This is a genomic window from Pseudomonas sp. 22189 (assembly GCF_052045635.1).
Lineage (GTDB): Bacteria > Pseudomonadota > Gammaproteobacteria > Pseudomonadales > Pseudomonadaceae > Aquipseudomonas > Aquipseudomonas parakoreensis.
The window spans coordinates 15,393-39,271 of sequence record NZ_JBQEPG010000020.1 but is presented as its reverse complement, the minus strand read 5'-3'; the positions used below and the strand labels follow the sequence as shown (position 1 = coordinate 39,271).

The 23,879-nt window shown below is 61.3% G+C and carries 22 protein-coding genes and 1 other RNA gene; 4 read left to right on the top strand and 19 right to left on the bottom strand.

Features of this window, described 5'->3' with window-relative positions:
- Positions 1-133: 133 nt before the first annotated feature.
- The 18 genes from lpxC to rsmI all read right to left on the bottom strand — a co-directional run bounded on the left by lpxC (position 134) and on the right by rsmI (position 19,686).
- Positions 134-1,045, bottom strand: coding sequence for a UDP-3-O-acyl-N-acetylglucosamine deacetylase (lpxC, locus tag ACTJKS_RS20380; RefSeq protein ID WP_007961638.1), 912 nt, complete (start codon positions 1,043-1,045; stop codon positions 134-136).
- Between the two features lie 112 nt (positions 1,046-1,157).
- Complete coding sequence (gene ftsZ / locus ACTJKS_RS20375) at positions 1,158-2,354, bottom strand: cell division protein FtsZ (protein ID WP_025109282.1); 1,197 nt, start codon at positions 2,352-2,354, stop codon at positions 1,158-1,160.
- Positions 2,355-2,422: 68 nt separating this feature from the next.
- On the bottom strand, positions 2,423-3,682 hold the full coding sequence (ftsA, locus tag ACTJKS_RS20370; protein WP_003228014.1) for a cell division protein FtsA: 1,260 nt from the start codon (positions 3,680-3,682) through the stop codon (positions 2,423-2,425).
- 15 nt (positions 3,683-3,697) lie between these two features.
- Positions 3,698-4,564, bottom strand: coding sequence for a cell division protein FtsQ/DivIB (locus ACTJKS_RS20365; protein WP_041073143.1), 867 nt, complete (start codon positions 4,562-4,564; stop codon positions 3,698-3,700).
- 4 nt (positions 4,565-4,568) lie between these two features.
- Entirely contained in the window at positions 4,569-5,543 is a 975-nt protein-coding gene (locus ACTJKS_RS20360; RefSeq protein WP_041073145.1) for a D-alanine--D-alanine ligase, read from the bottom strand.
- Positions 5,540-7,000 (bottom strand): UDP-N-acetylmuramate--L-alanine ligase, encoded by a 1,461-nt coding sequence (gene murC, locus ACTJKS_RS20355; RefSeq protein ID WP_007961634.1) that lies wholly within the window; start codon positions 6,998-7,000, stop codon positions 5,540-5,542. Before murC ends, ACTJKS_RS20360 begins: the two co-directional genes overlap by 4 nt.
- Positions 6,993-8,063: an undecaprenyldiphospho-muramoylpentapeptide beta-N-acetylglucosaminyltransferase gene (murG, locus tag ACTJKS_RS20350; protein WP_108183746.1), complete on the bottom strand. Its 1,071-nt coding sequence runs from the start codon at positions 8,061-8,063 to the stop codon at positions 6,993-6,995. The genes murC and murG overlap by 8 nt, the downstream gene beginning before the upstream one ends.
- Complete coding sequence (ftsW, locus tag ACTJKS_RS20345) at positions 8,053-9,270, bottom strand: putative lipid II flippase FtsW (RefSeq protein ID WP_003228018.1); 1,218 nt, start codon at positions 9,268-9,270, stop codon at positions 8,053-8,055. The genes murG and ftsW overlap by 11 nt, the downstream gene beginning before the upstream one ends.
- Positions 9,267-10,613: a UDP-N-acetylmuramoyl-L-alanine--D-glutamate ligase gene (murD, locus tag ACTJKS_RS20340; RefSeq protein ID WP_108183747.1), complete on the bottom strand. Its 1,347-nt coding sequence runs from the start codon at positions 10,611-10,613 to the stop codon at positions 9,267-9,269. Before murD ends, ftsW begins: the two co-directional genes overlap by 4 nt.
- Before the next feature lie 5 nt (positions 10,614-10,618).
- Positions 10,619-11,701, bottom strand: coding sequence for a phospho-N-acetylmuramoyl-pentapeptide-transferase (gene mraY, locus ACTJKS_RS20335; protein ID WP_025109289.1), 1,083 nt, complete (start codon positions 11,699-11,701; stop codon positions 10,619-10,621).
- A complete protein-coding gene (locus ACTJKS_RS20330) occupies positions 11,701-13,068 on the bottom strand; it encodes a UDP-N-acetylmuramoyl-tripeptide--D-alanyl-D-alanine ligase (protein WP_198759084.1) in 1,368 nt (455 codons plus the stop codon). Before ACTJKS_RS20330 ends, mraY begins: the two co-directional genes overlap by 1 nt.
- Positions 13,061-14,524 (bottom strand): UDP-N-acetylmuramoyl-L-alanyl-D-glutamate--2,6-diaminopimelate ligase, encoded by a 1,464-nt coding sequence (locus tag ACTJKS_RS20325; protein ID WP_047296423.1) that lies wholly within the window; start codon positions 14,522-14,524, stop codon positions 13,061-13,063. The genes ACTJKS_RS20330 and ACTJKS_RS20325 overlap by 8 nt, the downstream gene beginning before the upstream one ends.
- Positions 14,524-16,263 (bottom strand): peptidoglycan D,D-transpeptidase FtsI family protein, encoded by a 1,740-nt coding sequence (locus ACTJKS_RS20320; protein ID WP_174376919.1) that lies wholly within the window; start codon positions 16,261-16,263, stop codon positions 14,524-14,526. The genes ACTJKS_RS20325 and ACTJKS_RS20320 overlap by 1 nt, the downstream gene beginning before the upstream one ends.
- Positions 16,263-16,556, bottom strand: a complete 294-nt coding sequence (gene ftsL, locus ACTJKS_RS20315; RefSeq protein ID WP_041073157.1) for a cell division protein FtsL — start codon at positions 16,554-16,556, stop codon at positions 16,263-16,265. The genes ACTJKS_RS20320 and ftsL overlap by 1 nt, the downstream gene beginning before the upstream one ends.
- The gene (gene rsmH, locus ACTJKS_RS20310) at positions 16,553-17,500 is read right to left on the bottom strand and encodes a 16S rRNA (cytosine(1402)-N(4))-methyltransferase RsmH (RefSeq protein WP_041073160.1); all 948 of its coding nucleotides are present in this window, start codon (positions 17,498-17,500) and stop codon (positions 16,553-16,555) included. The genes ftsL and rsmH overlap by 4 nt, the downstream gene beginning before the upstream one ends.
- Positions 17,497-17,952, bottom strand: a complete 456-nt coding sequence (gene mraZ, locus ACTJKS_RS20305) for a division/cell wall cluster transcriptional repressor MraZ (protein WP_003228026.1) — start codon at positions 17,950-17,952, stop codon at positions 17,497-17,499. The genes rsmH and mraZ overlap by 4 nt, the downstream gene beginning before the upstream one ends.
- Positions 17,953-18,353: 401 nt before the next feature.
- Positions 18,354-18,707: RNase P RNA component class A (gene rnpB / locus ACTJKS_RS20300), an RNA gene on the bottom strand.
- A gap of 73 nt (positions 18,708-18,780) precedes the next feature.
- Positions 18,781-19,686 carry a 16S rRNA (cytidine(1402)-2'-O)-methyltransferase gene (gene rsmI, locus ACTJKS_RS20295; protein ID WP_086791633.1) on the bottom strand — a complete coding sequence of 302 codons (906 nt, stop codon included), beginning with the start codon at positions 19,684-19,686 and terminating at the stop codon, positions 18,781-18,783.
- 177 nt (positions 19,687-19,863) lie between these two features.
- On the opposite strand from rsmI, the gene ACTJKS_RS20290 reads away from it, so the two are divergent.
- The 4 genes from ACTJKS_RS20290 to ACTJKS_RS20275 all read left to right on the top strand — a co-directional run bounded on the left by ACTJKS_RS20290 (position 19,864) and on the right by ACTJKS_RS20275 (position 23,310).
- Positions 19,864-21,675, top strand: coding sequence for a penicillin-binding protein activator (locus tag ACTJKS_RS20290; RefSeq protein WP_108183749.1), 1,812 nt, complete (start codon positions 19,864-19,866; stop codon positions 21,673-21,675).
- A complete protein-coding gene (locus ACTJKS_RS20285; RefSeq protein ID WP_041073170.1) occupies positions 21,675-22,037 on the top strand; it encodes a YraN family protein in 363 nt (120 codons plus the stop codon). Before ACTJKS_RS20290 ends, ACTJKS_RS20285 begins: the two co-directional genes overlap by 1 nt.
- 104 nt (positions 22,038-22,141) lie before the next feature.
- Complete coding sequence (locus tag ACTJKS_RS20280) at positions 22,142-22,735, top strand: phosphoheptose isomerase (RefSeq protein WP_025109297.1); 594 nt, start codon at positions 22,142-22,144, stop codon at positions 22,733-22,735.
- Positions 22,732-23,310: a BON domain-containing protein gene (locus ACTJKS_RS20275; RefSeq protein ID WP_007961621.1), complete on the top strand. Its 579-nt coding sequence runs from the start codon at positions 22,732-22,734 to the stop codon at positions 23,308-23,310. The genes ACTJKS_RS20280 and ACTJKS_RS20275 overlap by 4 nt, the downstream gene beginning before the upstream one ends.
- 148 nt (positions 23,311-23,458) lie before the next feature.
- Here the strand turns inward: ACTJKS_RS20275 and ACTJKS_RS20270 are convergent, their stop codons facing one another.
- Positions 23,459-23,872, bottom strand: coding sequence for a ClpXP protease specificity-enhancing factor (locus ACTJKS_RS20270; protein ID WP_003228047.1), 414 nt, complete (start codon positions 23,870-23,872; stop codon positions 23,459-23,461).
- Positions 23,873-23,879: the final 7 nt, after the last annotated feature.

Sequence of the window (23,879 nt, the reverse complement as noted above, 5' to 3'; positions counted from 1 at the left end):
CCTTCGGCAGCTCCTACAGTTGGACTAACTTTCCCTGTAGGAACTGCCGAAGGCTGTGATCTTTTGCTTTGAATAAAGGCATAAAAAAAGGCCATCCGAGGATGGCCTTCAAAAAACTAGAGAGGTTTTTTACTTACACCGCCGCAACCGGGCGCATGTAAGAGATCGGTGCAGTGCTGGCGTCTTCGAACGTCACGACTTCCCACGCATCTGTCTGCTCAATCAGCTTGCGCAGCAGCTGGTTGTTCAGTGCATGACCGGACTTGAAGCCTTTGAACTCACCAATCAGGCTGTTGCCCAGCAGGTACAGGTCGCCAATCGCATCGAGGATCTTGTGCTTCACGAATTCGTCTTCGTAGCGAAGACCGTCTTCGTTCAGTACACCATCGGAATCCACAACGATCGCGTTTTCAACGCTGCCGCCGAGTGCGAGGTTGTGCTTGCGCAGGTACTCGATGTCACTCATGAAACCGAAAGTACGCGCGCGGCTGACTTCTTTTACGAACGAAGTGCTGGAAAAATCCACGCTTGCACTTTGGGTGCGGTCCCGGAAAACCGGGTGATCGAAATCGATCTCGAAGCTCACCTTGAACCCTTCGAAAGGGACGAAAGTGGCGCGCTTGTCGCCGTCTTCCACTGTCACTTCACGCAGGATGCGGATGAATTTCTTGGCGGCGTCCTGCTCTTCCAGGCCAGCCGATTGAATCAGGAATACGAACGGTCCAGCGCTGCCATCCATGATCGGGACTTCGGACGCGGAGAGCTCGACGTAGGCGTTATCGATGCCCAGGCCAGCCATGGCCGAGAGCAAGTGCTCTACCGTGTCCACTTTGACGTCGCCATTGATCAGCGTCGTCGACATAGTGGTTTCACCGACGTTTTCCGCGCGGGCAGGAATCTGCACCACAGGGTCGAGGTCAGCGCGACAAAACACAATGCCAGTGTCGACAGGCGCAGGCTTGAGGGTCAGGTAGACCTTCTCCCCGGAATGCAGGCCTACACCTGTGGCACGGATAATATTTTTCAGTGTGCGTTGTTTAATCATGGCTTGGGCCGCTTCAGCGCAAATTGCGAACTGGTATCAACAAAGGCTGGCGATAATAGCAGACCGAGCCTTTGCTGAACACCAATCACCGTCATAGCCCTGATACATTCCATCAATCGGCCTGACGACGCAGGAATGCCGGGATGTCCAGGTAATCCAGATCGTCCTGCGGGTTCATCTTCGCGGCAGTCGCAGCACCGGCCTGAGCCTGGTTGCGCATGACGGTCGGACGGTCCAGGTCACGGTAGTTCACCGCCGGAGCTTCCTGACGCGCAGGAGCCGGTTGTTGAACCTGAGCGGCAGCCATGGAGGTGTGAACGGTGTTGTCGATGACCTTCACAGGCTTCTCGATTTTCGCGCCCAGACCGGTGGCAACCACAGTAACGTGCAGTTCGTCGCGCATGTCCGGATCGATCACGGTACCGACCTTGACCATTGCGTGCTCGGAAGCGAAGGCTTCGATGATGCTACCCACGTCGGAGTACTCACCCAGGGACAGGTCAGGACCGGCGGTGATGTTCACCAGAATGCCGCGTGCGCCTTGCAGGTTCACGTCTTCCAGCAGCGGGTTGCGGATGGCCGCTTCGGTCGCTTCACGTGCACGGTTCGGACCGCTGGCGCAGCCAGTGCCCATCATCGCCATGCCCATTTCGCTCATCACGGTACGCACGTCGGCGAAGTCGACGTTGATCATGCCCGGACGCTTGATGATGTCGGAGATACCGCGCACGGCACCGGCCAGTACGTCGTCAGCCTTGGCGAAAGCCGACAGCAGGCTGGCGTCTTTACCGAGGATGGTCAGCAGCTTCTCGTTGGGGATAGTGATCAACGAGTCGACGCTTTCGGAGAGCATGCGGATGCCTTCGTCGGCGATCTGCATACGCTTGCGGCCTTCGAACGGGAACGGACGGGTCACGACCGCAACGGTCAGGATGCCCATTTCCTTGGCCACTTCGGCGATGATCGGTGCAGCACCGGTACCGGTACCGCCGCCCATGCCAGTGGTGATGAACACCATGTTGGTGCCGGCCAGCACTTCAGCGATGCGCTCGCGATCTTCCAGCGCAGCCTGACGGCCGACTTCCGGGTTGGCGCCGGCGCCCAGGCCTTTGGTCACACCGGTGCCCAGTTGCAGAATGGTGCGCGCGCCGATGTTTTTCAGCGCTTGAGCATCAGTGTTGGCGCAGATGAATTCAACGCCTTCGATGTTGCTCTTGACCATGTGGTTGACAGCGTTGCCGCCGCCACCGCCAACACCGATAACTTTGATTACCGGGCTTGCGGGGATGTTGTCTACGAGTTCGAACATTTTCCCTCTCCTTACATTCTCTAGTTTTTTCGCCTACTGCATTTTTGTAGCGGTGTTGCGGTAAAGCTTTAGAAGTTGCCTTGAACCCACTTCTTCAATCGGTCCAGCAACGGCGCCTGTGGCTCATCGTTGCTGTAGCTGTCGCGGCTGCCGATGCCCGAGAACGAGATCCCGTCGGACTGCTTCTGCAGGCCGTACATCAACAAGCCCACGCCAGTGGAATAAATCGGGTTGCGCACCACGTCATCCAGGCCCTTCACGCCATGCGGCACGCCAAGGCGCACCGGCATGTGGAAGATTTCTTCGGCCAGCTCGGTGGCGCCTTCCATCTTCGAGGTACCGCCGGTCAGGACGATGCCCGCCGGGATCAGGTCTTCGTAGCCGCTGCGACGCAGTTCGGCCTGGATCAGGGTGAACAGTTCGTCGTAACGCGGCTCGACCACTTCGGCCAGGGCCTGACGCGACAGTTCGCGCGGTGGACGGTCGCCAACGCTTGGCACCTTGATGGTTTCACCGGCACCGGCCAGTTTGGCCAGGGCACAGGCGTAGCGGATCTTGATCTCTTCGGCGTACTGGGTCGGGGTGCGCAACGCCATGGCGATGTCGTTGGTCACCTGATCACCGGCAATCGGGATCACCGCGGTATGGCGGATCGCGCCTTCGGTGAAGATCGCGATGTCGGTGGTGCCGCCGCCGATGTCGACCAGGCACACGCCCAGCTCTTTTTCGTCGTCGGTCAGTACCGAGTAGGCCGAGGCCAGTTGCTCGAGAATGATGTCGTCGATTTCCAGACCGCAGCGACGCACGCACTTTTCAATGTTCTGTGCGGCGTTGACGGCGCAGGTGACCACGTGAACCTTGGCTTCCAGACGCACGCCGGACATGCCCAGAGGCTCGCGGACGCCTTCCTGGTTATCGATCACGTAATCCTGCGGCAGGGTGTGCAGCACGCGCTGGTCAGCCGGGATCGCCACGGCCTGGGCAGCGTCAAGTACACGCTCCAGGTCAGCCGAGCTCACTTCGCGGTCACGAATCGCCACGATGCCGTGGGAGTTCAGGCTGCGGATGTGATTGCCGGCCACGCCGACGAACGCCGAGTGAATGCGGCAGCCCGCCATCAGTTGGGCTTCTTCGATCGCGCGCTGGATCGATTGCACGGTCGACTCGATGTTCACCACCACGCCCTTCTTCAGGCCGCGGGACGGGTGAGTACCGATACCGACGATTTCCAGCGTGCCGTCGTCCGCGACCTCGCCTACCAGCGCCACCACCTTGGAGGTGCCGATATCCAGACCGACGATCATTTTGCCGCTTTGCACGTTTGCCATGGGTCCTGCCTCTTCTTAATTCTTTGCGACAGCGGGTTGGGCTGTCGTCGGCGCTACTGGTTCCCGCCAGCCAACAGCGAGGCCGTTGGCGTAGCGCAGATCGATGCGCGCAATGTTCGTAATCTGGTCTTTAAGCGTCTTGTCATAGATGGCAATGAAGCGGCGCATCTTTTCCACCAGGTTGCCGCGTCCCAGCAGCAACTCGATGCCGGGGCCGGAGCTGCCGGCACCGGTGGTCAGGAACCAGCTGCCACGTTCACGCAGTTCCAGGCGCGCGATCGAGAAGCCCAGCGGCCGGAGCATCTGGCTCAGCACCTGATACTGCTGCATCACCTGCTGCTGGGCCCGTTGTGGGCCGAACAGCTGTGGCAGGTGTTCGTAGTTCGCCAGTTCCTTCGGCGTGAACGCCTGGCCCTGGTTGTTCAGCAGCGACTCGTCGCCCCAACGGGCCACCGGCAGCTGCTCTTCGAGGCGGATCACCACCTGGTCCGGCCACACCCGGCGTACTTCGGCGTGGGCGATCCACGGCATCTGTTCAAGCTCGGTGCGCATGCCGGCCAGATCAATGGTGAAAAAGCTCGACGCCACGTACGGGGCGATTCGCTGCTGCACCGCTTGCTGGCTGATGTAGCTCAGGTCGCCCTGCACGGCGATCTTGGTGATCGGCCGGTCGGCATACGGCAGCAAACGCTGCGCGCCTTCGTAGGTACCGAACCCCAACGCCACCAGCAGCACTGGCCAGAACAGGCTTTTCAGAAAGCCGAAATTGGCTTTCGGCAGGCGCGCAGACATCGGCTCTTTGGCCACCATTCGGCTGGCACCCCGCGGCACCGGCTTGCGGCCGGGTGCGGGTGGCTGATGTCTGAGCTGAGCGCCTTGCATGGTCTTAACCTCGCGCCTCTGTATGACCGGAGCCTTCAACACTGGCGGCCAGAATGGCCAGAACCAGTTGCTGGAAGTCCAGACCGGCAGCACGGGCCGCCATCGGCACCAGGCTGTGATCGGTCATGCCCGGTGCGGTGTTCACTTCCAGGAACCAGAACTGCCCGTCGGCGTCCTGCATCACGTCCGCCCTGCCCCAACCGGCAATACCCAGCGCCTCACAGGCCTTGGCCGTGAGATCCATGAGTTCCTGTTCCTTGGCGGCATCCAGCCCGCACGGAATGCGGTACTGGGTATCGTTGGCGATGTACTTGGCGTCGTAGTCGTAGAACGTGTGCGGTGTACCCAGGGCGATAGGAGGCAACACCTGGTCACGCAGGGTGGCGATGGTGAACTCCGGACCTTGAATCCATTGTTCAACCAAGACTTGCGAATCGTAGGTACTGGCCGCTTTCCATGCGTCGATCAACTCGGACGCAGAACTCACTTTGGCCATCCCGATACTTGAACCTTCATGCGCCGGTTTGACGATCAAAGGGAAGCCCAGTTCCGTCGCCGCGGAAATACAGTCGGCTTCGCTGCACAGCACGGCGTGACGCGGCGTCGGAATCCCGAGGCTGTGCCAGACCTGCTTGGTGCGCAGTTTGTCCATCGCCAGTGCCGAGGCGAGGATGCCGCTGCCGGTGTAGGGAATGCCGGCGCATTCGAGCAGGCCCTGCATGGAGCCGTCTTCACCGCCACGGCCGTGGAGAATGATGAACGCACGGTCGATCTTTTCGCTCAGCAGACGCTGCAGAAAATCCTCGCCGACGTCGATCCCGAACGCGTCCACACCCGCGCTTTGCAGCGCGTCGAGCACAGCGTTACCGGACTTCAGCGAAACCTCACGCTCGGCACTCATGCCACCGAACAGCACGGCGACCCGGCCGAAGTCTTTCGGCGCGATGGTGGAGAACAGGTTGGCGTAGGCAGCAGTCATTTCAACTTCCCCTCGACCGACGCCGCCACGGCGCCGGCGAACAATTCACTTTTCAACAGCTTCGGCGCGAGACCGCCGATATCCCCGGCGCCCTGGCACAGCAGGATGTCACCGGCACGCAGCAGCGGCTTGACCAGCGGCGCGAGGTCGACACCGCGCTCGATGTAGATCGGGTCGAGCTGACCGCGCTGACGGATGCTGTTGCACAACTTGCGGCTGTCCGCGCCTGGGATCGGCTCTTCGCCGGCCGGATAGACTTCCATCAGCAGCAGCACGTTGGCATCGGCCAGTACATTGACGAAATCGTCGTACAGGTCGCGGGTGCGGCTGTAACGATGTGGCTGGTAGACCATCACCAGACGGCGCTCCGGCCAGCCACCGCGCACGGCTTTGATCACCGCCGCGACTTCGGTCGGGTGATGACCATAGTCGTCGACCAGCATCACGTTGCCGCCGTCCACCGGCAGTTCGCCGTAGACCTGGAAGCGTCGTCCAACGCCCTGGAACCCGGACAGGCCCTGAACGATAGCTTCATCACTGACGCCTTCGTCGGTAGCGATGCAGATGGTCGCCAGCGAGTTGAGCACGTTGTGGTTGCCCGGCATGTTCACGGAAACATCCAGCGGCTCGCGGTCAGGACGCAGCACGGTGAAGAAGGTCTGCATGCCCTGCTGGCGCACATTGATCGCGCGCACGTCGGCGTCTTCGCTGAAGCCGTAGGTCACGGTCGGACGCTTGACCAGCGGCAGGATTTCACGCACCACCGGATCGTCCAGGCACATCACGGCCAGACCGTAGAACGGCAGGTTGTGCAGGAACTCGACGAAGGTTTTCTTCAGTTTGTTGAAGTCACCGTCGTAGGTCGCCATGTGGTCGGCGTCGATGTTGGTAACCACCGCCACCAGCGGTTGCAGGTGCAGGAAGCTCGCATCGCTTTCGTCGGCTTCGGCGATCAGATAGCGGCTGGTGCCGAGCTGGGCATTGGTACCCGCCGCGTTCAGACGGCCACCGATGACGAAGGTCGGATCCAGGCCACCGGCCGCGAACACCGAAGCGATCAGGCTGGTGGTGGTGGTTTTGCCATGCGTACCGGCGACGGCGATGCCGTGGCGGTAGCGCATCAGCTCGGCGAGCATCTCGGCACGCGGCACCACCGGGATACGACGCTCAAGGGCAGTCGCCACTTCCGGGTTGGAAGTGTTCACAGCGCTGGAGACCACCAGTACGTCGGCGGTGGCAGCGTTCTCGGCACGGTGGCCGATATAGATGTGCGCGCCGAACGATTCCAGACGCTCGGTCACCGGCGACGCTTTCAGGTCGGAACCGGACACTTCATAGCCCAGGTTCAACAACACTTCAGCGATGCCGCACATGCCCACGCCGCCGATACCGACGAAGTGGATGCGACGGATGCGGCGCATTTCCGGTTGTGGCATGGCTTTCTGATTCTCAACCATGGGCCACCTCCAGGCAGGTATCGACCACGCTACGGGTGGCATCGGGTTTGGCCAGACGGCGGGCCGCTTGGGCCATTTCTTCGAGTCGTTGCGGTTGCATCAAGACCTCTGTCAGGCGCGCGGCAAGCTCCGCGGCACCAGTCGTTCTTTGCGGCATCACGAAGGCAGCGCCTTCACGGGCCAAATAATCGGCGTTGCGGGTCTGGTGATCGTCGATCGCGTGGGGCAAGGGCACCAGCATCGAGGGCAGACCAACGGCGGCCAGCTCACTGATGGTCAGCGCGCCAGCGCGGCACACCACCAGGTCAGCCCAGCCATAGGCCTGGGCCATGTCTTTGATGAACGGCTGCACCTGCGCATCCACGCCGGCGGCGCGATAGCGCTCTGCAGTCACTTCATCGTGGTTTTTGCCAGCCTGATGAAACACGTCCGGACGCAAATCGGCAGGGACTTGCGCCAGGGCTTCAGGCAGCAACTTGTTCAACGGTTCTGCGCCCAGGCTTCCGCCGAGGATCAGCAAACGCGCTTTGCGCCCGGCCAGAGCCGGTCGCGATGTTTCGAGGAACAGCTCGCTGCGCACCGGGTTTCCGGTGGTACGGCGGCTGTCCGACAGAGTAAAGGTGTCGGGGAACGCTTCACACACCCGGGCGGCGAACGGCACCAGCAACCGATTGGCGGTGCCGGCCACGGCGTTCTGTTCGTGAACGATCACCGGCACACCGGCCAGTTTCGCGGCAATCCCGCCAGGCCCGGTCACATAACCACCGAAGCCGACCACGCAGACTGGACGCAGCTTGCGAATCACCGCCCGCGCCTGCCACACCGACTTGAGCAACATGAACGGCGCCTTGAGCAGCGACAGCTTGCCCTTGCCACGCAACCCGGTGGCATTGATGCGGTGCAGTTCCAGACCTGCAGCCGGTACCAGATCGTTTTCGATCCCGCGTGGCGTGCCGAGCCAGTGCACGGTGTAACCGCGTGCCTGGAATTCGCGGGCACAGGACAGCGCCGGGAACACGTGGCCGCCGGTGCCGCCAGCCATGATCAATACGTTAGCGCCCATGATTCGGCTCCTCGGCGAAGTCGCTCTCATGGAATTCCATCTCTTCACTGCCCAGGTGGGTCCGACTCTCCCACTCGATCCTCAGCAACAGACCAAGGCAGGCGCAGCAGATCACCAGGGAACTGCCGCCATAACTGAGGAACGGCAGCGTCAGGCCCTTGGTCGGCAACAGACCGACGTTCACGCCGATGTTGATCAGGAACTGACCGATCCACAGGAACGACAGACCGTAAGCCACGTAAGCGGCGAAGAATTGCTTGGCCTTCTCGGCCCACAAACCGATATACATGCCGCGAATACACACGAAGACGAACAGCGCGACGGTGCACAGCGAACCGACGGCGCCCAGCTCTTCGGCCAGTACCGAGAACACGAAGTCGGTGTGCGCTTCAGGCAGGTAGAACTGTTTCTGCACGCTGTTGCCCAGGCCAACGCCCAGCCACTCACCGCGACCGAAAGCGATCAATGCCTGCGACAACTGATAACCGGCACCGAACTGGTCGGCCCATGGGTCAGCGAAGTTGGTCAGACGCGCCATTCGATAAGGCTGCATCTGGATCAGCAACACCACGGCTCCGACTGCCAGCACCACCATCAGCGAGAAGCGGAACAGCCCGACCCCGCCAAGGAACAGCATCGCCGCCGCAGCCCCCATCATTACCACGGTGGCACCGAAGTCCGGCTCCATCAGCAACAGGCCCGCCATCGGCAGCAGCACGATGAACGGCTTGAAGAAGCCCATCCAGCTCTCGCGCACTTCTTTCTGCCGACGCACCAGATAACCGGCGAGGTAGATCACCACGAAGACTTTGGCGATCTCCGACGGCTGTACGTTGAAGAAGCTGAAACCGATCCAGCGCATCGAACCGTTCACTTCACGGCCGATCCCGGGGACGATCACCATCACCAGCAGACCGAATGCACCGATCAGCATCATCCAGCCCAGACGCTGCCAAGTGGCGATCGGAATCATCATGGTGATGATGCAGGCACCCAGGCCCAGCGCCACGTAGATCAGGTGGCGAATCATGTAATACAGCGCGCTGCCCGACTGCGCAGCCGCCACTTCGGTGGAGGCCGAGGCAATCATGATCAGGCCCAGGCCCAGCAGCGCCAGGCAGCCGGCGAGCATCGGAAAATCGAGGTCGATGCCACGGCCGGTAATGATCGGCGACGGGTACGGCTTGATGATATTGCGCAGGCTCATGCCAGATCCTCCACGGCGCGGACGAACTGGTGACCACGGTCTTCGTAATTCTTGAACATGTCGAAACTGGCGCAGGCCGGCGACAGCAGCACCACGTCACCCGTTTGGGCGACCCCGCGGCATTGCGCGACGGCTTCGACCAGCGAACCGGCGCGGATCAGCGGCACGGCGTCACCGATGGCTGCGCCGATCTTGTCGGAGTCGCGGCCCATCAGGATCACGGCGCGGCAGTTGGCCGCCACCGGATCGCGCAAGTCGTTGAACTCGGCACCCTTGCCGTCGCCACCGGCGATCAGCACGACCTTGCCGTCGATGTCCGCACCGAGGCCTTCGATGGCGGCCAGCGCGGCGCCGACGTTGGTGGCCTTGGAATCGTTGTAGTAACCGACGCCGTCGAGATCACGCACCCACTGGCAGCGGTGTTCGAGACCGGCGAAATTGCGCAGGGCCGACAGCATGGCGTCGAACGGCAGCCCGACCGCATGCCCCAGTGCCAGTGCCGCGAGGGCATTGGCCTGGTTATGCGCACCGCGCACTTTCAGTTCGCGCACTGGCATCAGGTTCTGGAATTCGAAGGCCAGGTATTTCTCGCCGTCTTCTTCGCGCAGGCCAAAAGCCTTGAAATCGGGTTTGTTCAGGCCGAAGGTCCAGCACGGCTGGCCCTCGCCGATCAGCGGACGGCTGAGCGCGTCCTGACGGTTGACCACGAACTGCTTCGCGCCACGGAAGATCCGGTGCTTGGCCAGGTGATAGGCCGGCAGGCCGCTGTAGCGGTCCATGTGGTCTTCGCTGATGTTGAGCACGGTGGCCACTTCAGCGTTTAGCTGGTCGGTGGTTTCCAGCTGGAAGCTCGACAGCTCCATCACGTACAGCTCGACGTCGTCGCTGAGCAGGTCCAGCGCCGGCGTGCCGAGGTTGCCGCCCACCGCGACGCGTTTGCCGGCCGCAGCCGCCATCTCGCCGACCAGGGTGGTGACGGTACTTTTCGCGTTGGAACCGGTGATGGCCACGATCGGCGCCCGCGCGTTACGCGCGAACAGCTCGATATCGCCGGACATTTTCACGCCACGGGCGGCAGCGGCTTGCAGGGCCGGGGTCGCCAGCGCCAGGCCGGGGCTCACGTAGAGCTCGTCGGCACGGCACAGGAATTCGACGTCCAGCTCGCCACAACGCACTTCCACGTGCGGATAGTCACGCTTGAGCGTGGCCAGTTCCGGTGGATTGTCCCGCGTATCGGCGACGGCAAACGACACGCCCCGGTTCGCCAGGAAGCGAACCAGGGACATGCCGCTCTTGCCGAGGCCGACAACGATGCGGAAGTGGTCAGAAGCGATCAGAGACACTCGTTCTACCTCAGCTTCAGGGTGGCAAGGCCGATCAGCACGAGAATCACAGTGATGATCCAGAAACGGACGATCACGCGTGGCTCGGGCCAGCCCTTGAGTTCAAAGTGGTGGTGAATCGGTGCCATGCGGAACACACGGCGCCCGGTCAGCTTGAAAGAGGCAACCTGGATAACCACCGACAGGGTTTCCATCACGAACACGCCGCCCATGATGAACAGGACGATTTCCTGACGGACGATCACTGCGATGGTGCCCAGTGCCGCGCCCAGTGCCAGAGCACCGACGTCGCCCATGAACACTTGCGCCGGATAGGTGTTGAACCAGAGGAAGCCCAGACCGGCACCGATCAGTGCGCCGCAGAACACGATCAGTTCGCCCGCGCCCGGCACATAAGGGATCAGCAGGTATTCAGCGAATTTCACGTTACCCGACAGGTAGCAGAAGATGCCCAGACCGCCGCCGACCATCACGGTTGGCATGATCGCCAGACCGTCGAGGCCGTCGGTCAGGTTGACCGCGTTGCTCGAACCGACGATCACGAAGTAGGTCAGCACGATGAAACCGGCGCCCAGCGGAATGCTGTAGTCCTTGAGCATCGGCAGGATCAGCGTGGTCTCCACAGGCGTGGTGGCGGTCATATAAAGGAAGATCGCTGCGCCCAGGCCAAAGACCGACTGCCAGAAATATTTCCAGCGGCTTGGCAAGCCACGGGAGTTCTTCTCGATCACTTTGCGGTAGTCGTCGACCCAGCCAATGGCGCCGAACAGCAAAGTCACCAGCAGCACGACCCAGACGTAGCGGTTGCTCAGGTCAGCCCACAACAGGGTGCTGACACCGATGGAAGACAGAATCAGCGCGCCGCCCATGGTCGGCGTACCCGACTTGGACAGGTGCGATTGCGGGCCGTCGTTACGAACGGACTGGCCGATCTGACGGTTCTGCAGGGTGCGGATCATCCACGGGCCATAGCACAGCGACAAAACCAGCGCGGTCAGCACACCGAGGATCCCGCGCAGGGTCAGGTACTGGAAGACCGCGAAGCCTTTGTAGAACTGTTGCAGATACTCCGCTAGCAGCAGCAGCATTAATGTTTCTCCAGACTGGACCCGCACAGAGCCGCAACGATGTTTTCCATCGCTGCACTGCGCGAACCCTTGATCAAAATGGTGGTGTTTGTGTCCTGCTCGGCGTCGAGGGCCTGGATCAGTTCGGCTTGCGTGCCGAAGTGATGCGCCTCTTGGCCGAATGCGTTCACGGCGTGGACCATGTTCGGCCCGACCGCGTAAAGCGCGGAAACCTTGCCCCGGGCGTATTCGCCCACGTCGCGGTGCCCCTGCTCCGCCCAGTCGCCCAACTCGCCGATATCTCCGAGCACCAGGACGGTGCGGCCGGAAAAGCCGGCGAGTATATCAACGGCAGCGCACATGGAGGTGGGGTTTGCGTTGTAAGTGTCATCGATCACGCGCATGCCGTTCTTCGCCAGTTGCGCGACGGTGCGACCCTTGACCGGTTGTACCGCGCCAAGCCCGGTGGCAATGCCGAACAGCGACACGCCCAGGGCGTGAGCGGCAGCGGCGGCAGCCATGGCGTTGGCAACGTTATGGCTGCCGAGCAGGTTCAGCTGAACGTGCTCCACACCTTCAGGGGTATGCAGGTTGAAGGCCGGGCAACCCCGGGCATCGGTGCTCAGGTCGCTGGCGTAGAAATCTGCCTGCGGATTGCTCAGGGAGAAGGTCAGCACCTTGCGTGCGCCGGCGCGGAGTTTCCAGATTCCGAAGGCCTTGTCGTCGAGGTTCAGCACGGCAATACCATCCGCCGCCAGACCGTCGATGATCTCGCCCTTGGCCTCGACGATTTTTTCCGGCCCGCCGAACTCGCCAACATGGGCAGTGCCAGCGTTGTTGAGGATCGCCACGTGCGGCTTGGTCAGCCCGACGGTGTAGGCGATTTCGCCCAGACGCGAGGCGCCCAGTTCGATCACGGCGGCAGTGTGTTCCGGCGCCAGTTCGAGCAGGGTCAGCGGTGCGCCGAGATCGTTGTTCAGATTGCCGCGAGTCGCCAGCACCGGCCCGCGGGTACGCAGGATGCTCGCGAGCATTTCCTTGACCGTGGTCTTGCCGCTGGAGCCAGTGATGGCCGCAACGGGCTGGGTGAACGCGGCACGGTTCAGTGCACCCAACTGGCCGAGGGCCTGACGGGTGTCCTTGACCAGCAGTTGCGGCAGGGTGCTGTCGGCGACTTCGCGCTCGACCAGTGCCGCGACCGCGCCTTTGCCGGCGACGTCGTTCAGATAGTCGTGACCATCGAAACGTGGGCCGGTCAGGGCAATAAACAGTTGGCCAGCGGTGATCGCACGGCTATCGATGCTGACGCCATCGAAACTGGCATCGCTGCTGATCAGACGTGCGTCGAGCACGTTGGTCAGTTCGCTCAATGTCAGGGCCTTAAGCATGGGCCACCTCCCACGCGGTGAGGGCATGATCGGCCTCGACCAGATCGGAGAAAGCGTGCCGCTCGCCGTTGATTTCCTGATAGTCCTCGTGGCCTTTGCCGGCCAGCACGATCACGTCATCGGCCGATGCAGCAGCGATCAGCTGGGCAATCGCCTGACCACGGCCGGCGACAAAGGTGACTTTATCCACAGCAGTGAAACCGGCGCGGATGTCATCGAAAATCTGCGCCGGGTCTTCGGTGCGCGGGTTGTCATCGGTGACCAGTACGCGATCGGCCAGACGCTCGACCACTTCGGCCATCAGTGGACGCTTGCCGCGATCACGATCACCGCCACAGCCGAACAGGCACAGCAACTGGCCTTTGACGTGTGGGCGCAATGCAGTCAGAACTTTTTCCAGCGCATCCGGGGTGTGCGCGTAATCGACCACCACCAGCGGCTGAGTGCCGCCACCCAGACGCTGCATACGTCCGGCCGGGCCTTCGAGTTTCGGCAGCACCTTGAGAATTTCGTCTAGGGCGTAATCCAGACCGAGCAAGGCGCCGACTGCCGCCAGTACGTTGCTCAGGTTGAAACGACCGAGCAGCGTGCTGCGCAGGTGATGCTCGCCCTGCGGCGTGACCAGCGTGGCGCGCACGCCGTGGTCATCGAACTGCGCTTCGCGGACATACAAATAGGCGCTGCTGTCGAGCAGGCTGTAACTGATCAAACGCGACTCGCGTTTTTCGCCGGCCAACTGCCGACCGAAATCGTCGTCGAGGTTGACCACGCGGCACTTCAGGTCATTCCAGGCGAACAGCTTGGCCTTGGCCTCGGCGTACGCCTGCATGGTGCCGTGATAATCCAGGTGGTCGCGGGACAGGTTGGTCATCACCGCGACGTCGAACGCCAATGCAGTGACCCGGCCCTGATCCAGACCGTGGGACGACACTTCCATGGCCACGGCTTTGGCCCCGGCCTTTTTCAGGTCGGCCAGAGTGGCTTGCATGGCGATCGGATTCGGCGTGGTGTGCAGGCCGCTTTCCAGCGCGCCATGGAAGCCGGAACCCAGCGTACCAACGATGCCGCAATGCTGACCAAGCAGATCGAGTGCCTGCGCGACCAGTTGGGTCACGCTGGTTTTGCCATTGGTGCCGGTAACACCGATCAGGTTCAAGTGATGGCTCGGCTCGCCATAAAAGCGCCCGGCGATGTCGGACAGCTGCGCCGCCAGGCCTTTGACCGGAATCAACGGTACTTCGGTGATCGGCAGCACGGTGGCGCCTTCCACTTCGTAAGCAACTGCCGCCGCGCCGCGCTGCAAGGCATCGGCGATGTGCGCACGGCCATCGAACTTGCCGCCCGGCACGGCGAGGAAGAGGTCACCCGCGCGTACGTTGCGGCTGTCCAGCGCCAATTCACGGATCAACAGATCATGGCCGGCGTGGGGGAATATCTTGTTCAGACTCAGAGACATCAGCCGCGCCCTCCATTGGCTTTCAGCGGAACGACCGGGGTAGCGTTGGCCTGTTGGGTAGTCGGCAGGTTGTCCGGGGTCACGTTCATAAGGCGCAGGGTGCCGGACATCACACGGCTGAACACCGGCGCCGACACCAGACCACCGAAGTAACCGGCCTTGGACGGCTCATCGATCACCACCACGATGGCGTAACGCGGATCACTCATCGGCCCGAAACCGGCGAACAGCGAGCGGTAGGAGTTTTCGGCGTAGCCCTTGGTGCCCACCGAAGTCTTGCGCGCAGTACCCGACTTGCCGGCCACGTGATACGCCGGCACCTGCGCACGGAACACGCCGCGCGGTGCTTCGATCACTTGCTGCAGCATGCCTTGCATGGTTTTCGCGACCGCTTCCGGCAATACCTGAGTGGTCTGCGGCGGCTTGTCGGTTTTGATCAGCGTCAGCGGTGCGAGACGACCGTTGTTGGCCAGCGCCGAGAATGCGTGCACCAGTTGAATCGCGGTCACGGAAATACCGTAGCCATAAGACAGTGTCGCGGTTTCGGCTTTGCGCCAGTCGCGGTAGTTCGGCAGGTTGCCGACACGCTCGCCGGGGAAGCCGAGGCCGGTGTCCTGGCCGAGGCCGACTTTCTGTGCGAGACGGTAAATGGTTTCACCGCCGATATCGAACGCGACCTTACTCATGCCGACGTTACTGGAATTGATCAGAATGCCGGTCATGTCCAGCACCGGGCCTTCGGTCTTCGAAACGTCCTTGATCGTGTACTTGCCGATCTGCAGCGAGCCCGGATACACCTCGACGGTGTCGGTCGGTTTCCAGCGCCCGGATTCGATCGCGGCACTCATCGAGATCGCTTTCATGGTCGAACCCGGCTCGAACACGTCGATCATCGCGCGGTTACGCATCATCGCCGGCTGCAGGTTGCGACGGTTGTTCGGGTTATAGGTCGGCTGGTTGACCATGGCGAGGATCTCGCCGGTCTTCACGTCCATGATCACCAGGCTGCCAGCCTTGGCGCCGTTCTCGATGATCGCGTTGCGCAGCTCGCGGTTCGCCAGGTATTGCAGACGCAGGTCAATCGACAACGCCAAGGGCTTGCCGGCCTTGGCGTTCTTGGTGACCTGGACATCCTTGATCAGCCGACCGCGCCGATCCTTGATGACCTGCCGCTTGCCCGGCACCCCGGCCAGCCACTCGTCGTAGGCCAGCTCGACGCCTTCACGCCCGTGATCGTCAATGTCGGTAAAGCCGACCATGTGCGCGGTGACTTCACCGGCCGGGTAGAAGCGGCGGAATTCTTCGATGCCGTAAACGCCCGGCACTTTCAGGTCGAGCACAGCCTGGCCCTGCTCGGGGGTCAGCCCGCGCACCAGGTAAATGAATTCTTTGTTGGCCTGAGCTTCGAGACGCTCGGCCAGGGCTTTAGGATCCTGCCCCAGCGCCGCGGCCAGTGCCGGCCACTTCTCTTTGGCCGTCTGCATTTCCTTGGCGTTGGCCCACAGCGTCGTCACCGGGGTACTCACGGCCAACGGCTCGCCATTACGGTCGGTGATCAGACCACGGTGAGCAGGAATCGGGATGTGACGGAGACTGCGCGCGTCGCCCTGCCCCTTGAGGAAGTCACGGTCAACCACTTGCAGGTCGATGATGCGCCAGCAGATCGCCGCGACCATCACGCCGAGCAGAGCCACCATCAGGCGGAAGCGCCACGGGAAGAGTGCGCCTTCGAGTTTCATCATGGCGCCACCATCTTCACGTCAGCCGCGCCCGGAATGTGCATTTTCAATTGTTCAGTGGCCAGCACTTCGATGCGGCTGTGCGCTGTCCAGGTGCTTTGCTCGAGAATCAGACGCCCCCACTCGGCCTGCGCCTTGTCGCGCACGCTGAGTTCGTTGTAAAGGGTGTTAAGCAACTGCCGGTTCCAGTGCGCGCTGTAAGACACGCCGATGGCCGACACGAGCACGCCGACAAACAGCAGCAGCATGATAAAGCTGCCGCCCGGCAGGGGCTTGGCGAAAAGCTTGCTCACCGCAACTTCTCCGCGACACGCATGACAGCGCTACGGGAACGTGGGTTGGCTTTGAGCTCGGCGTCGGAGGCCGTCTGCGCTTTGCCATGGATTTTGATTTTCGGTTCGAACGCCACGTGGCGCACAGGCAGGTTGCGCGGCAGGTTGTCGGCTTCGCCTTTCACCAGTTTGCGCATGAACAGTTTGACGATGCGGTCTTCCAGCGAGTGGAAGCTGATGACCACCAGACGGCCACCGACTTCCAGAGCATCCAGTGCGGCTTCAAGGCCGGCTTCCAGATCGCCCAGTTCGTTGTTGACGTGAATACGCAAACCCTGGAACGCACGGGTCGCCGGGTTCTTGCCCTTCTCCCACGCCGGGTTGGCGACTTTCAAGACTTCGGCCAGATCGGCGGTGCGCTCGAACGGCTTGATGTCGCGGCGCTCGGCCACGGCACGGGCCATGCGCCCGGAGAAACGTTCTTCGCCGTATTCCTTGAACACCCGGGCGATTTCTTCCACGGGCGCGGTGTTGACGAACTCGGCGGCGCTGATGCCACGGGACGGATCCATGCGCATGTCCAGCGGGCCGTCGTTGAGGAAACTGAAGCCGCGCTCGGCGTCATCCAGTTGCGGCGACGACACGCCGAGATCGAGCAGGATGCCGCTGACCTTGCCGCTCAGACCTTGCTCGGCAACCACCGAGCCCAGCTCGGCAAAGCTGCGCTGCACAACGACAAAGCGGCCGTCTTCGGCCGCTAGCGTTTGCCCGGTGGCAATCGCTTGAGGATCCTTGTCGAATCCGATCAGTCGGCCGTCCGGCCCGAGCTGGCTGAGGATCAGCCGACTATGCCCGCCGCGCCCGAACGTACCGTCCAGATAGCAGCCATCAGGGCGTACGGCGAGAGCCTCGACGGCTTCGTCAAGCAGTACGGTGATGTGGTTAAAGCCGCTATCAATAGTCACAGGATCAAATCACGCAGTTCGTCAGGCATGGCGCCCGGTTGTTGAATAGCAGCAAGGTCAGCGGCAGATACCGCGTTCCATGCATCCTCGTCCCACAATTGGAACTTGTTCAGTTGGCCCACCAGCATCGCTTTCTTATCAAGCTTGGCGTATTCGCGCAGACGCGGTGGAACCAGAAAACGACCACTGCCGTCGAGCTCGAGGTCGACGGCATTACCAATCAATAAACGCTGCAGGCGACGGTTCTCTTCGCGAAGCGAAGGGAGTGCACGCAACTTGGTTTCAATGATTTCCCACTCGTCGAGCGGGTAGACACACAGGCACGGATCAACGGCATCAATGGTCACGATCAACTGGCCGGAACTACGCGAAACGAGCTCGTCACGGTACCGGCTCGGCATGGCGAGACGGCCCTTAGCATCGAGACTGATAGCGTTAGCTCCGCGAAACACGTCAGCGTTTCTCCAATTTTTATCGTTTTGAGCTCAAAAAACCCACTTCATGCCACTTTCCGCCACTTGCGCACACTATAGGAATGCGCCCACCACACCGTCAAGGCGCGGATTAAAGGAAAACCCTTACAGAACGGAGATTTAGGAGCTTAAAAGGAGGGGCAACGACAATTTGGCGGATACTTTTGACCAATAACTTGATGCAGCACTGAAAGCTGCGCTCGGAAGTTAAAGTGATTTGTTAAGAGTAAGATTTTTTCGATATTACAAAAGCGCTTCTGCTGTTGATTGAAGCAAGGTGGGAAATGGCTATTACTGCATTTGCCGCTGCCGGACTTTAGCGCAGGCCTGCCGATAATAACCAGCCCTGATGCCATTGATTCAAGCAGGGAAAGAAAAAGGTGGAGAGTCGATCTGTAAGCCGGGTTCTGTCTTGAACAGTCATTCGTCTACGATGGCCATCACTGGACATCTTTAGCAACCTACCCGGTCCCAGCGCGGGCCACGCCTTGGGACCCTATTTGGTCTTGCTCCAAGTGGGGTTTACCTAGCCACGAACTGTTGCCAGACGTGCGGTGCGCTCTTACCGCACCTTTTCACCCTTACCGGCGCCGAAGCGCTTAGGCGGTTATTTTCTGTGGCACTTTCCGTAGGCTCACGCCTCCCAGGCATTACCTGGCACTTCGCCCTATGGAGCCCGGACTTTCCTCCCCCCTCTAATTTTCATAGAGGGCAGCGACTGTCCGATCGACTCTCCGCCGCGCAGGTTAACGGCAGAGCGCCCGAAGAACAAGCGCTAATAGCCGTGGAACCCGTCTGCGCGACGGGTTACTCGCCCTTCTGCTGTTCCAGTGCGACCTGATACAGCACGTTTTTGCGCTCACCGGTGATTTGCGCGGCCAGGGCGGCGGCGCGCTTGAGCGGCATCTCTTCGAGCAGCAGGTTGAGGACGCGCATCGCCTCGCTGCTGACCGCGTCCTCGGACTGCGGTGCAGACCAGCCCGCGACCAGCACCACGCACTCGCCGCGCTGCTGATTGCTGTCGGACTCGACAAACGCCCGCAACTCAGCCAGCGGCAAGCCTTTGAGCGTCTCGAAGGTCTTGGTGATTTCCCGGGCCAGCAACGCCTGACGCTCGCCACCGAACACCGCTTCCATGTCCTGCAGGCACTCGAGAATGCGATGCGGGGCCTCGTAGAAAATCAGCGTGCGTGGCTCTTCCTTTACCGATTCCAGGCGCGCCTTGCGCCCTGCCGACTTGGCCGGCAGGAAGCCTTCAAAAATGAACCGGTCGGAGGGCAGCCCCGCCGCCGACAGCGCTGCGATCAACGCACAGGCACCCGGCACCGGCACCACATTGATGCCCGCCGCCCGCGCCTGACGCACGAGGTGATAACCCGGATCGGAAATCAGCGGTGTCCCGGCATCAGATATCAGCGCGACGTTATCGCCTGCCAGCAAACGGGTAATAAAGCGGCTACCTTCATCACGTTCGTTATGTTCATGGCACGCGGCCAGCGGCGTGGCAATGCCGAAGTGCTGCATCAAGCGCGCCGAGTGCCGTGTGTCTTCGGCGGCGATCAACGCCACTTCGCGAAGGATTTTCAGAGCCCGGGCGCTGATGTCGTCCAGGTTGCCGATGGGCGTCGCCACCACATAAAGCGAGCCAGCAGCGGAATTCAAAGGACCTGGAGCAGTCAAAGCGCACACCTCATGATCGGTAAAAGCCGGCATTGTAACGCGTCACGAGGCTTGCGATGCGTTCCGGCCGACGCCGGTTTTGCGCGTCTTTGTGCGATGCCGCAACATTTGCTTCAGCTAAATTGACGGTTTCACGCCAGTAACATCGCGCCCCGGCCAGCGCTTGGGTACAATTCCACGCTAATTTGATCGAGTATCAGGAACACTTACATGATCGCTTGCCTGCGGCTGTTCACTGCCCTCTGCCTCGCTGCCTTATTGGCGGCCTGCGCCAGCTCCCCTTCCTCCAGCCTTGGCGAACTTCCACGGACTCCGGATGCCAGCATCGAGCAACTGCTCGAACAGGCTACCCAGGCCAAGACGCCGGAAAAAGCCGCGTTGTTGCGCTTGAGCGCGGCAGACCTCGCTTATCGCCAGGGCAATGCCGGCCAGTCCGCGCAGATCCTGCAACAAGTGCCAATGGAGCAGTTGAAGCCAGGCCAGCAGATCTTCGCCAGCACCTTGTCCGCTGAGCTGGCAATGACGCGTAATCAGCCGAAAGCTGCGCTGACCGCCCTGGGTCATCCGAGCCTGCAGCACCTGAGCGAAATGCCGGAAGATCAGCAAGTTCGCACCGGCACCGTGCACGCCCGCGCACTGGAAGCCGACGGCCAGACCCTGGCAGCCGCTCGTGAGCGCATCTTCATCGCTCCAATGCTCAAAGGCGAAGCCGCGAGCAAGAACCACGAAGCCATCTGGACTTTGATCGCTTCGCTGCCGACCGATCAACTGCAACCCAACACCGCCGACGATCTCGGCGGCTGGATGGGCCTGGCCCTGGCTGTGAAAACCGCCGGCACCCTGGAACAGCAGCAAGCGGCGATCGATGCCTGGCGCGCACAGAATCCAAAGCACCCAGCAGCAATCAACCTGCCGCTGCCACTGACCAAACTCAAGGAACTGGCCAGCCAGCCCCTGAGCAAGATTGCCCTGCTGCTGCCGCAAGACGGCCCACTGGCCTCAGTCGGTAAAGCGCTGCGTGAAGGTTTCATGGCGGCGCACTATCAAGCACAACAGGCCGGTCAGAAGCCGCCCGCCATCGAGTTTTACGACAGCTCCAAACTGACCTCGATGGACGAGTTCTACCGCAAGGCCCAGGCCGATGGCGTGCAACTGGTGGTCGGCCCGCTGGAAAAACCGCTGGTCAAGCAACTGAGCACCCGTCCGCAACTGCCAATCACCACCCTCGCGCTGAACTACAGCGAAGGCGATCAAGGTCCGGCGCAACTGTTCCAGTTCGGTCTGGCGGCTGAAGACGAAGCTCGCGAAGTTTCGCGTCGCGCCCGCGCCGACGGCCTGCATCGCGCGGCGATCATGGTGCCGAAAGGCGAATGGGGCGACCGCGTATTGCGTGCGTTCAGCCAGGACTGGCAGGCCAATGGCGGCAGCATCGTTGCCACCGAACGCGTTGATCAGCCAGTGCAACTGGCCCAGCAGATCGCTGACATGTTCCAGCTGCGTCAAAGCGAAGCCCGCGCCAAGAGCCTGCAAAACGCTGCTGGCACCAATGTCGCCGCGCAGCCGTCGCGTCGCCAGGACATCGAGTTCATCTTCCTGGCAGCCACCCCGCAGCAAGCGCAGCAGATCAAGCCGACCCTGAACTTCCAGTACGCGGGTGATGTTCCTGTGTACGCAACCTCCCACGTGTACAGCGCCAGCGGCGATGTGAACCAGTACAACGACATGAACGGCGTGCGCTTCTGCGAAACCCCATGGTTGCTGGAAGCCAATGACCCGCTGCGTCAGCAAGTCACCGCGCAATGGCCGCAAGCGGCCGGCAGCCTGGGTCGCCTTTACGCCATGGGCGTCGACGCCTACCGTCTGGCGCCGCGCCTGGGTCAGTTGAAGGCGCTGCCGGACAGCCGCATCGAAGGTCAGTCGGGTAGCCTGGGCATGACCCAGACCCAACGCGTAGTGCGTCAGTTGCCATGGGCGCAGTTCGTCAACGGTCAGGTTCAACGCCTGCCGGACACCCCGCGCTGATGCCCGACGGCTCGCACCTGCAAAGCGGTAAAGATGCCGAGCGCCAGGCGCTCGAGCATCTGCAACACCAGGGTCTGCGCCTGCTGGCGCAGAACTGGTCATGCAAACGGGGCGAGCTTGATCTGGTCATGCTTGATGGCGATACAGTAGTATTCGTCGAAGTCCGCTACAGAAAAAACACTCAATGGGGTGGCGCGCTCGCTAGCATCGATGAGCGCAAACGGCAGAAGCTGATTTTCGCCGCACAGCATTTCCTTCAGCGCGAGTCACGCTGGGCCGATTCCCCTTGCCGCTTCGACGTGGTGGCCATCGACAGGCACCCGGATCAGTTGAACTGGTTGCAGAATGCGTTCGATGGTTGATTCTCTGCACACCACCCCGGACACTTTCACCGACAATTTTTGCTCTTTGCTTTGCGGGCTGCACATTCACGTGCCGAACAGCCGCGCTACTTAAGGTCACACAGATGGACATGCAATCCCGAATTCGCCAGCTTTTCCAGGCCAGTATCGACACCAAGCAACAGGCGATGGACGTACTTGCACCGCACATCGAGCAAGCCAGCCAGATCATGGTCAACGCCCTGCTCAACGAAGGCAAAATGCTTTCGTGCGGCAACGGCGGCTCTGCCGGCGACGCCCAGCACTTCTCTTCCGAACTGCTCAACCGCTTCGAGCGTGAACGCCCGAGCCTGCCGGCCATCGCCCTGACCACCGACAGCTCGACCATCACCTCGATCGCCAACGACTACAGCTACAACGAAGTGTTCTCCAAGCAGATCCGCGCATTGGGTCAACCCGGCGACGTATTGCTGGCAATCTCGACCAGCGGCAACTCGGCAAACATTATTCAAGCGATCCAGGCCGCACATGATCGCGAAATGGTTGTCGTAGCTTTGACTGGCCGCGATGGCGGCGGCATGGCTTCACTGCTGCTGCCTGAAGATGTCGAGATTCGCGTACCGGCCCATGTCACTGCACGTATTCAGGAAGTCCATCTGCTGGCGATCCATTGCCTCTGCGATCTGATCGACAGCCAACTGTTCGGGAGTGAAGAATGACCCCTAATCGCCTTGGCCTTCTGGCCTTGACCCTGTGCCTCGGCATCAGCGGCTGCACCTCGGTGGTGAATGCCAGCCGTGAAGCGCCGATTGAAGACGACCGCGGCACCCGAACCTTCGGCAGTAAAATCGACGACTCGCTGATCGAAACCAAAGTCGGCGTCAACGTGGCCAAGGCCGACCCCGGCCTGGACAAGGACTCGCATATCGTCGTCACCAGCTTCAACGGCGTGGTGCTGCTCGCCGGCCAGACGCCGCGCGAAGACCTCAAGGCCAAGGCTGAGCAGGCCGCCGCCAACGTCCAGCGCGTGAAGAAGGTGCACAACGAGCTGCAAGTGATTGCGCCGTCGAGCTTCCTCGCCCGCCAGAACGACGCCTGGCTGACCACCAAGATCAAGACCCAGATGCTGACCGATGCCAGCATTCCCGGCTCGCGCATCAAGGTCGTGACCGAGAACGGCATCGTGTATCTGCTGGGCCTGCTGACCAAGCAGGAAGCCCAACAGGCGACCAACCTGGTGCAGAGCGTTTCCGGTGTGCAGAAGATCGTGAAGCTGTTTGAATACATCGATTGATCTGCACTTCTGTAGGAGCTGCCGAGTGAAACGAGGCTGCGATCTTTTGATCGTTAAAAACAAGATCAAAAGATCGTCCGAACGCGGCCCGAGCCTTCGGCAGCTCCTACGTAATAAAAAAGGCGACCCTCTCGGGTCGCCTTTTTTATTACTTCACCACTTTCAAACTTGGCCGGCCACTTGGGCGCGGCGGCTCGCTGTCCGGTGGCGGCAAGTCGTCATCCGGCTCGATATCGTCTTCGTCATCCATCGGCGACTCGAGATCGAACACCATGCCCTGCCCGTTCTCCCGGGCGTAGATGCCCAGAATCGCGCTGATTGGCACATACAGACTGTGCGGAACGCCACCGAAGCGACCCTCGAAGGTCACCACGTCGTTGTCCATGTGCAAGTGCCGCACGGCGCTGGGCGAAATGTTCAGGACAATTTGCCCGTCACTGGCGAAGCCCTGCGGAACCTGCACTGCCGGGTATTCGGAATTGACCAGCATGTGCGGGGTGCAATCGTTATCCACAATCCACTCGTAGAGCGCGCGGACCAGATAAGGTCGACTGGAGTTCATAGCGGCT

What these genes read in the sequence shown, in the direction of transcription:
- lpxC (WP_007961638.1), bottom strand. Translation starts at nt 1,045, where the DNA reads ATGATTAAACAACGCACACTGAAAAATATTATCCGTGCCACAGGTGTA.
- ftsZ (WP_025109282.1), bottom strand. Translation starts at nt 2,354, where the DNA reads ATGTTCGAACTCGTAGACAACATCCCCGCAAGCCCGGTAATCAAAGTT.
- ftsA (WP_003228014.1), bottom strand. Translation starts at nt 3,682, where the DNA reads ATGGCAAACGTGCAAAGCGGCAAAATGATCGTCGGTCTGGATATCGGC.
- ACTJKS_RS20365 (WP_041073143.1), bottom strand. Translation starts at nt 4,564, where the DNA reads ATGCAAGGCGCTCAGCTCAGACATCAGCCACCCGCACCCGGCCGCAAG.
- ACTJKS_RS20360 (WP_041073145.1), bottom strand. Translation starts at nt 5,543, where the DNA reads ATGACTGCTGCCTACGCCAACCTGTTCTCCACCATCGCGCCGAAAGAC.
- murC (WP_007961634.1), bottom strand. Translation starts at nt 7,000, where the DNA reads ATGGTTGAGAATCAGAAAGCCATGCCACAACCGGAAATGCGCCGCATC.
- murG (WP_108183746.1), bottom strand. Translation starts at nt 8,063, where the DNA reads ATGGGCGCTAACGTATTGATCATGGCTGGCGGCACCGGCGGCCACGTG.
- ftsW (WP_003228018.1), bottom strand. Translation starts at nt 9,270, where the DNA reads ATGAGCCTGCGCAATATCATCAAGCCGTACCCGTCGCCGATCATTACC.
- mraY (WP_025109289.1), bottom strand. Translation starts at nt 11,701, where the DNA reads ATGCTGCTGCTGCTAGCGGAGTATCTGCAACAGTTCTACAAAGGCTTC.
- ACTJKS_RS20330 (WP_198759084.1), bottom strand. Translation starts at nt 13,068, where the DNA reads ATGCTTAAGGCCCTGACATTGAGCGAACTGACCAACGTGCTCGACGCA.
- ACTJKS_RS20325 (WP_047296423.1), bottom strand. Translation starts at nt 14,524, where the DNA reads ATGTCTCTGAGTCTGAACAAGATATTCCCCCACGCCGGCCATGATCTG.
- ACTJKS_RS20320 (WP_174376919.1), bottom strand. Translation starts at nt 16,263, where the DNA reads ATGAAACTCGAAGGCGCACTCTTCCCGTGGCGCTTCCGCCTGATGGTG.
- rsmI (WP_086791633.1), bottom strand. Translation starts at nt 19,686, where the DNA reads ATGCCGGCTTTTACCGATCATGAGGTGTGCGCTTTGACTGCTCCAGGT.
- ACTJKS_RS20290 (WP_108183749.1), top strand. Translation starts at nt 19,864, where the DNA reads ATGATCGCTTGCCTGCGGCTGTTCACTGCCCTCTGCCTCGCTGCCTTA.
- ACTJKS_RS20285 (WP_041073170.1), top strand. Translation starts at nt 21,675, where the DNA reads ATGCCCGACGGCTCGCACCTGCAAAGCGGTAAAGATGCCGAGCGCCAG.
- ACTJKS_RS20280 (WP_025109297.1), top strand. Translation starts at nt 22,142, where the DNA reads ATGGACATGCAATCCCGAATTCGCCAGCTTTTCCAGGCCAGTATCGAC.
- ACTJKS_RS20275 (WP_007961621.1), top strand. Translation starts at nt 22,732, where the DNA reads ATGACCCCTAATCGCCTTGGCCTTCTGGCCTTGACCCTGTGCCTCGGC.
- ACTJKS_RS20270 (WP_003228047.1), bottom strand. Translation starts at nt 23,872, where the DNA reads ATGAACTCCAGTCGACCTTATCTGGTCCGCGCGCTCTACGAGTGGATT.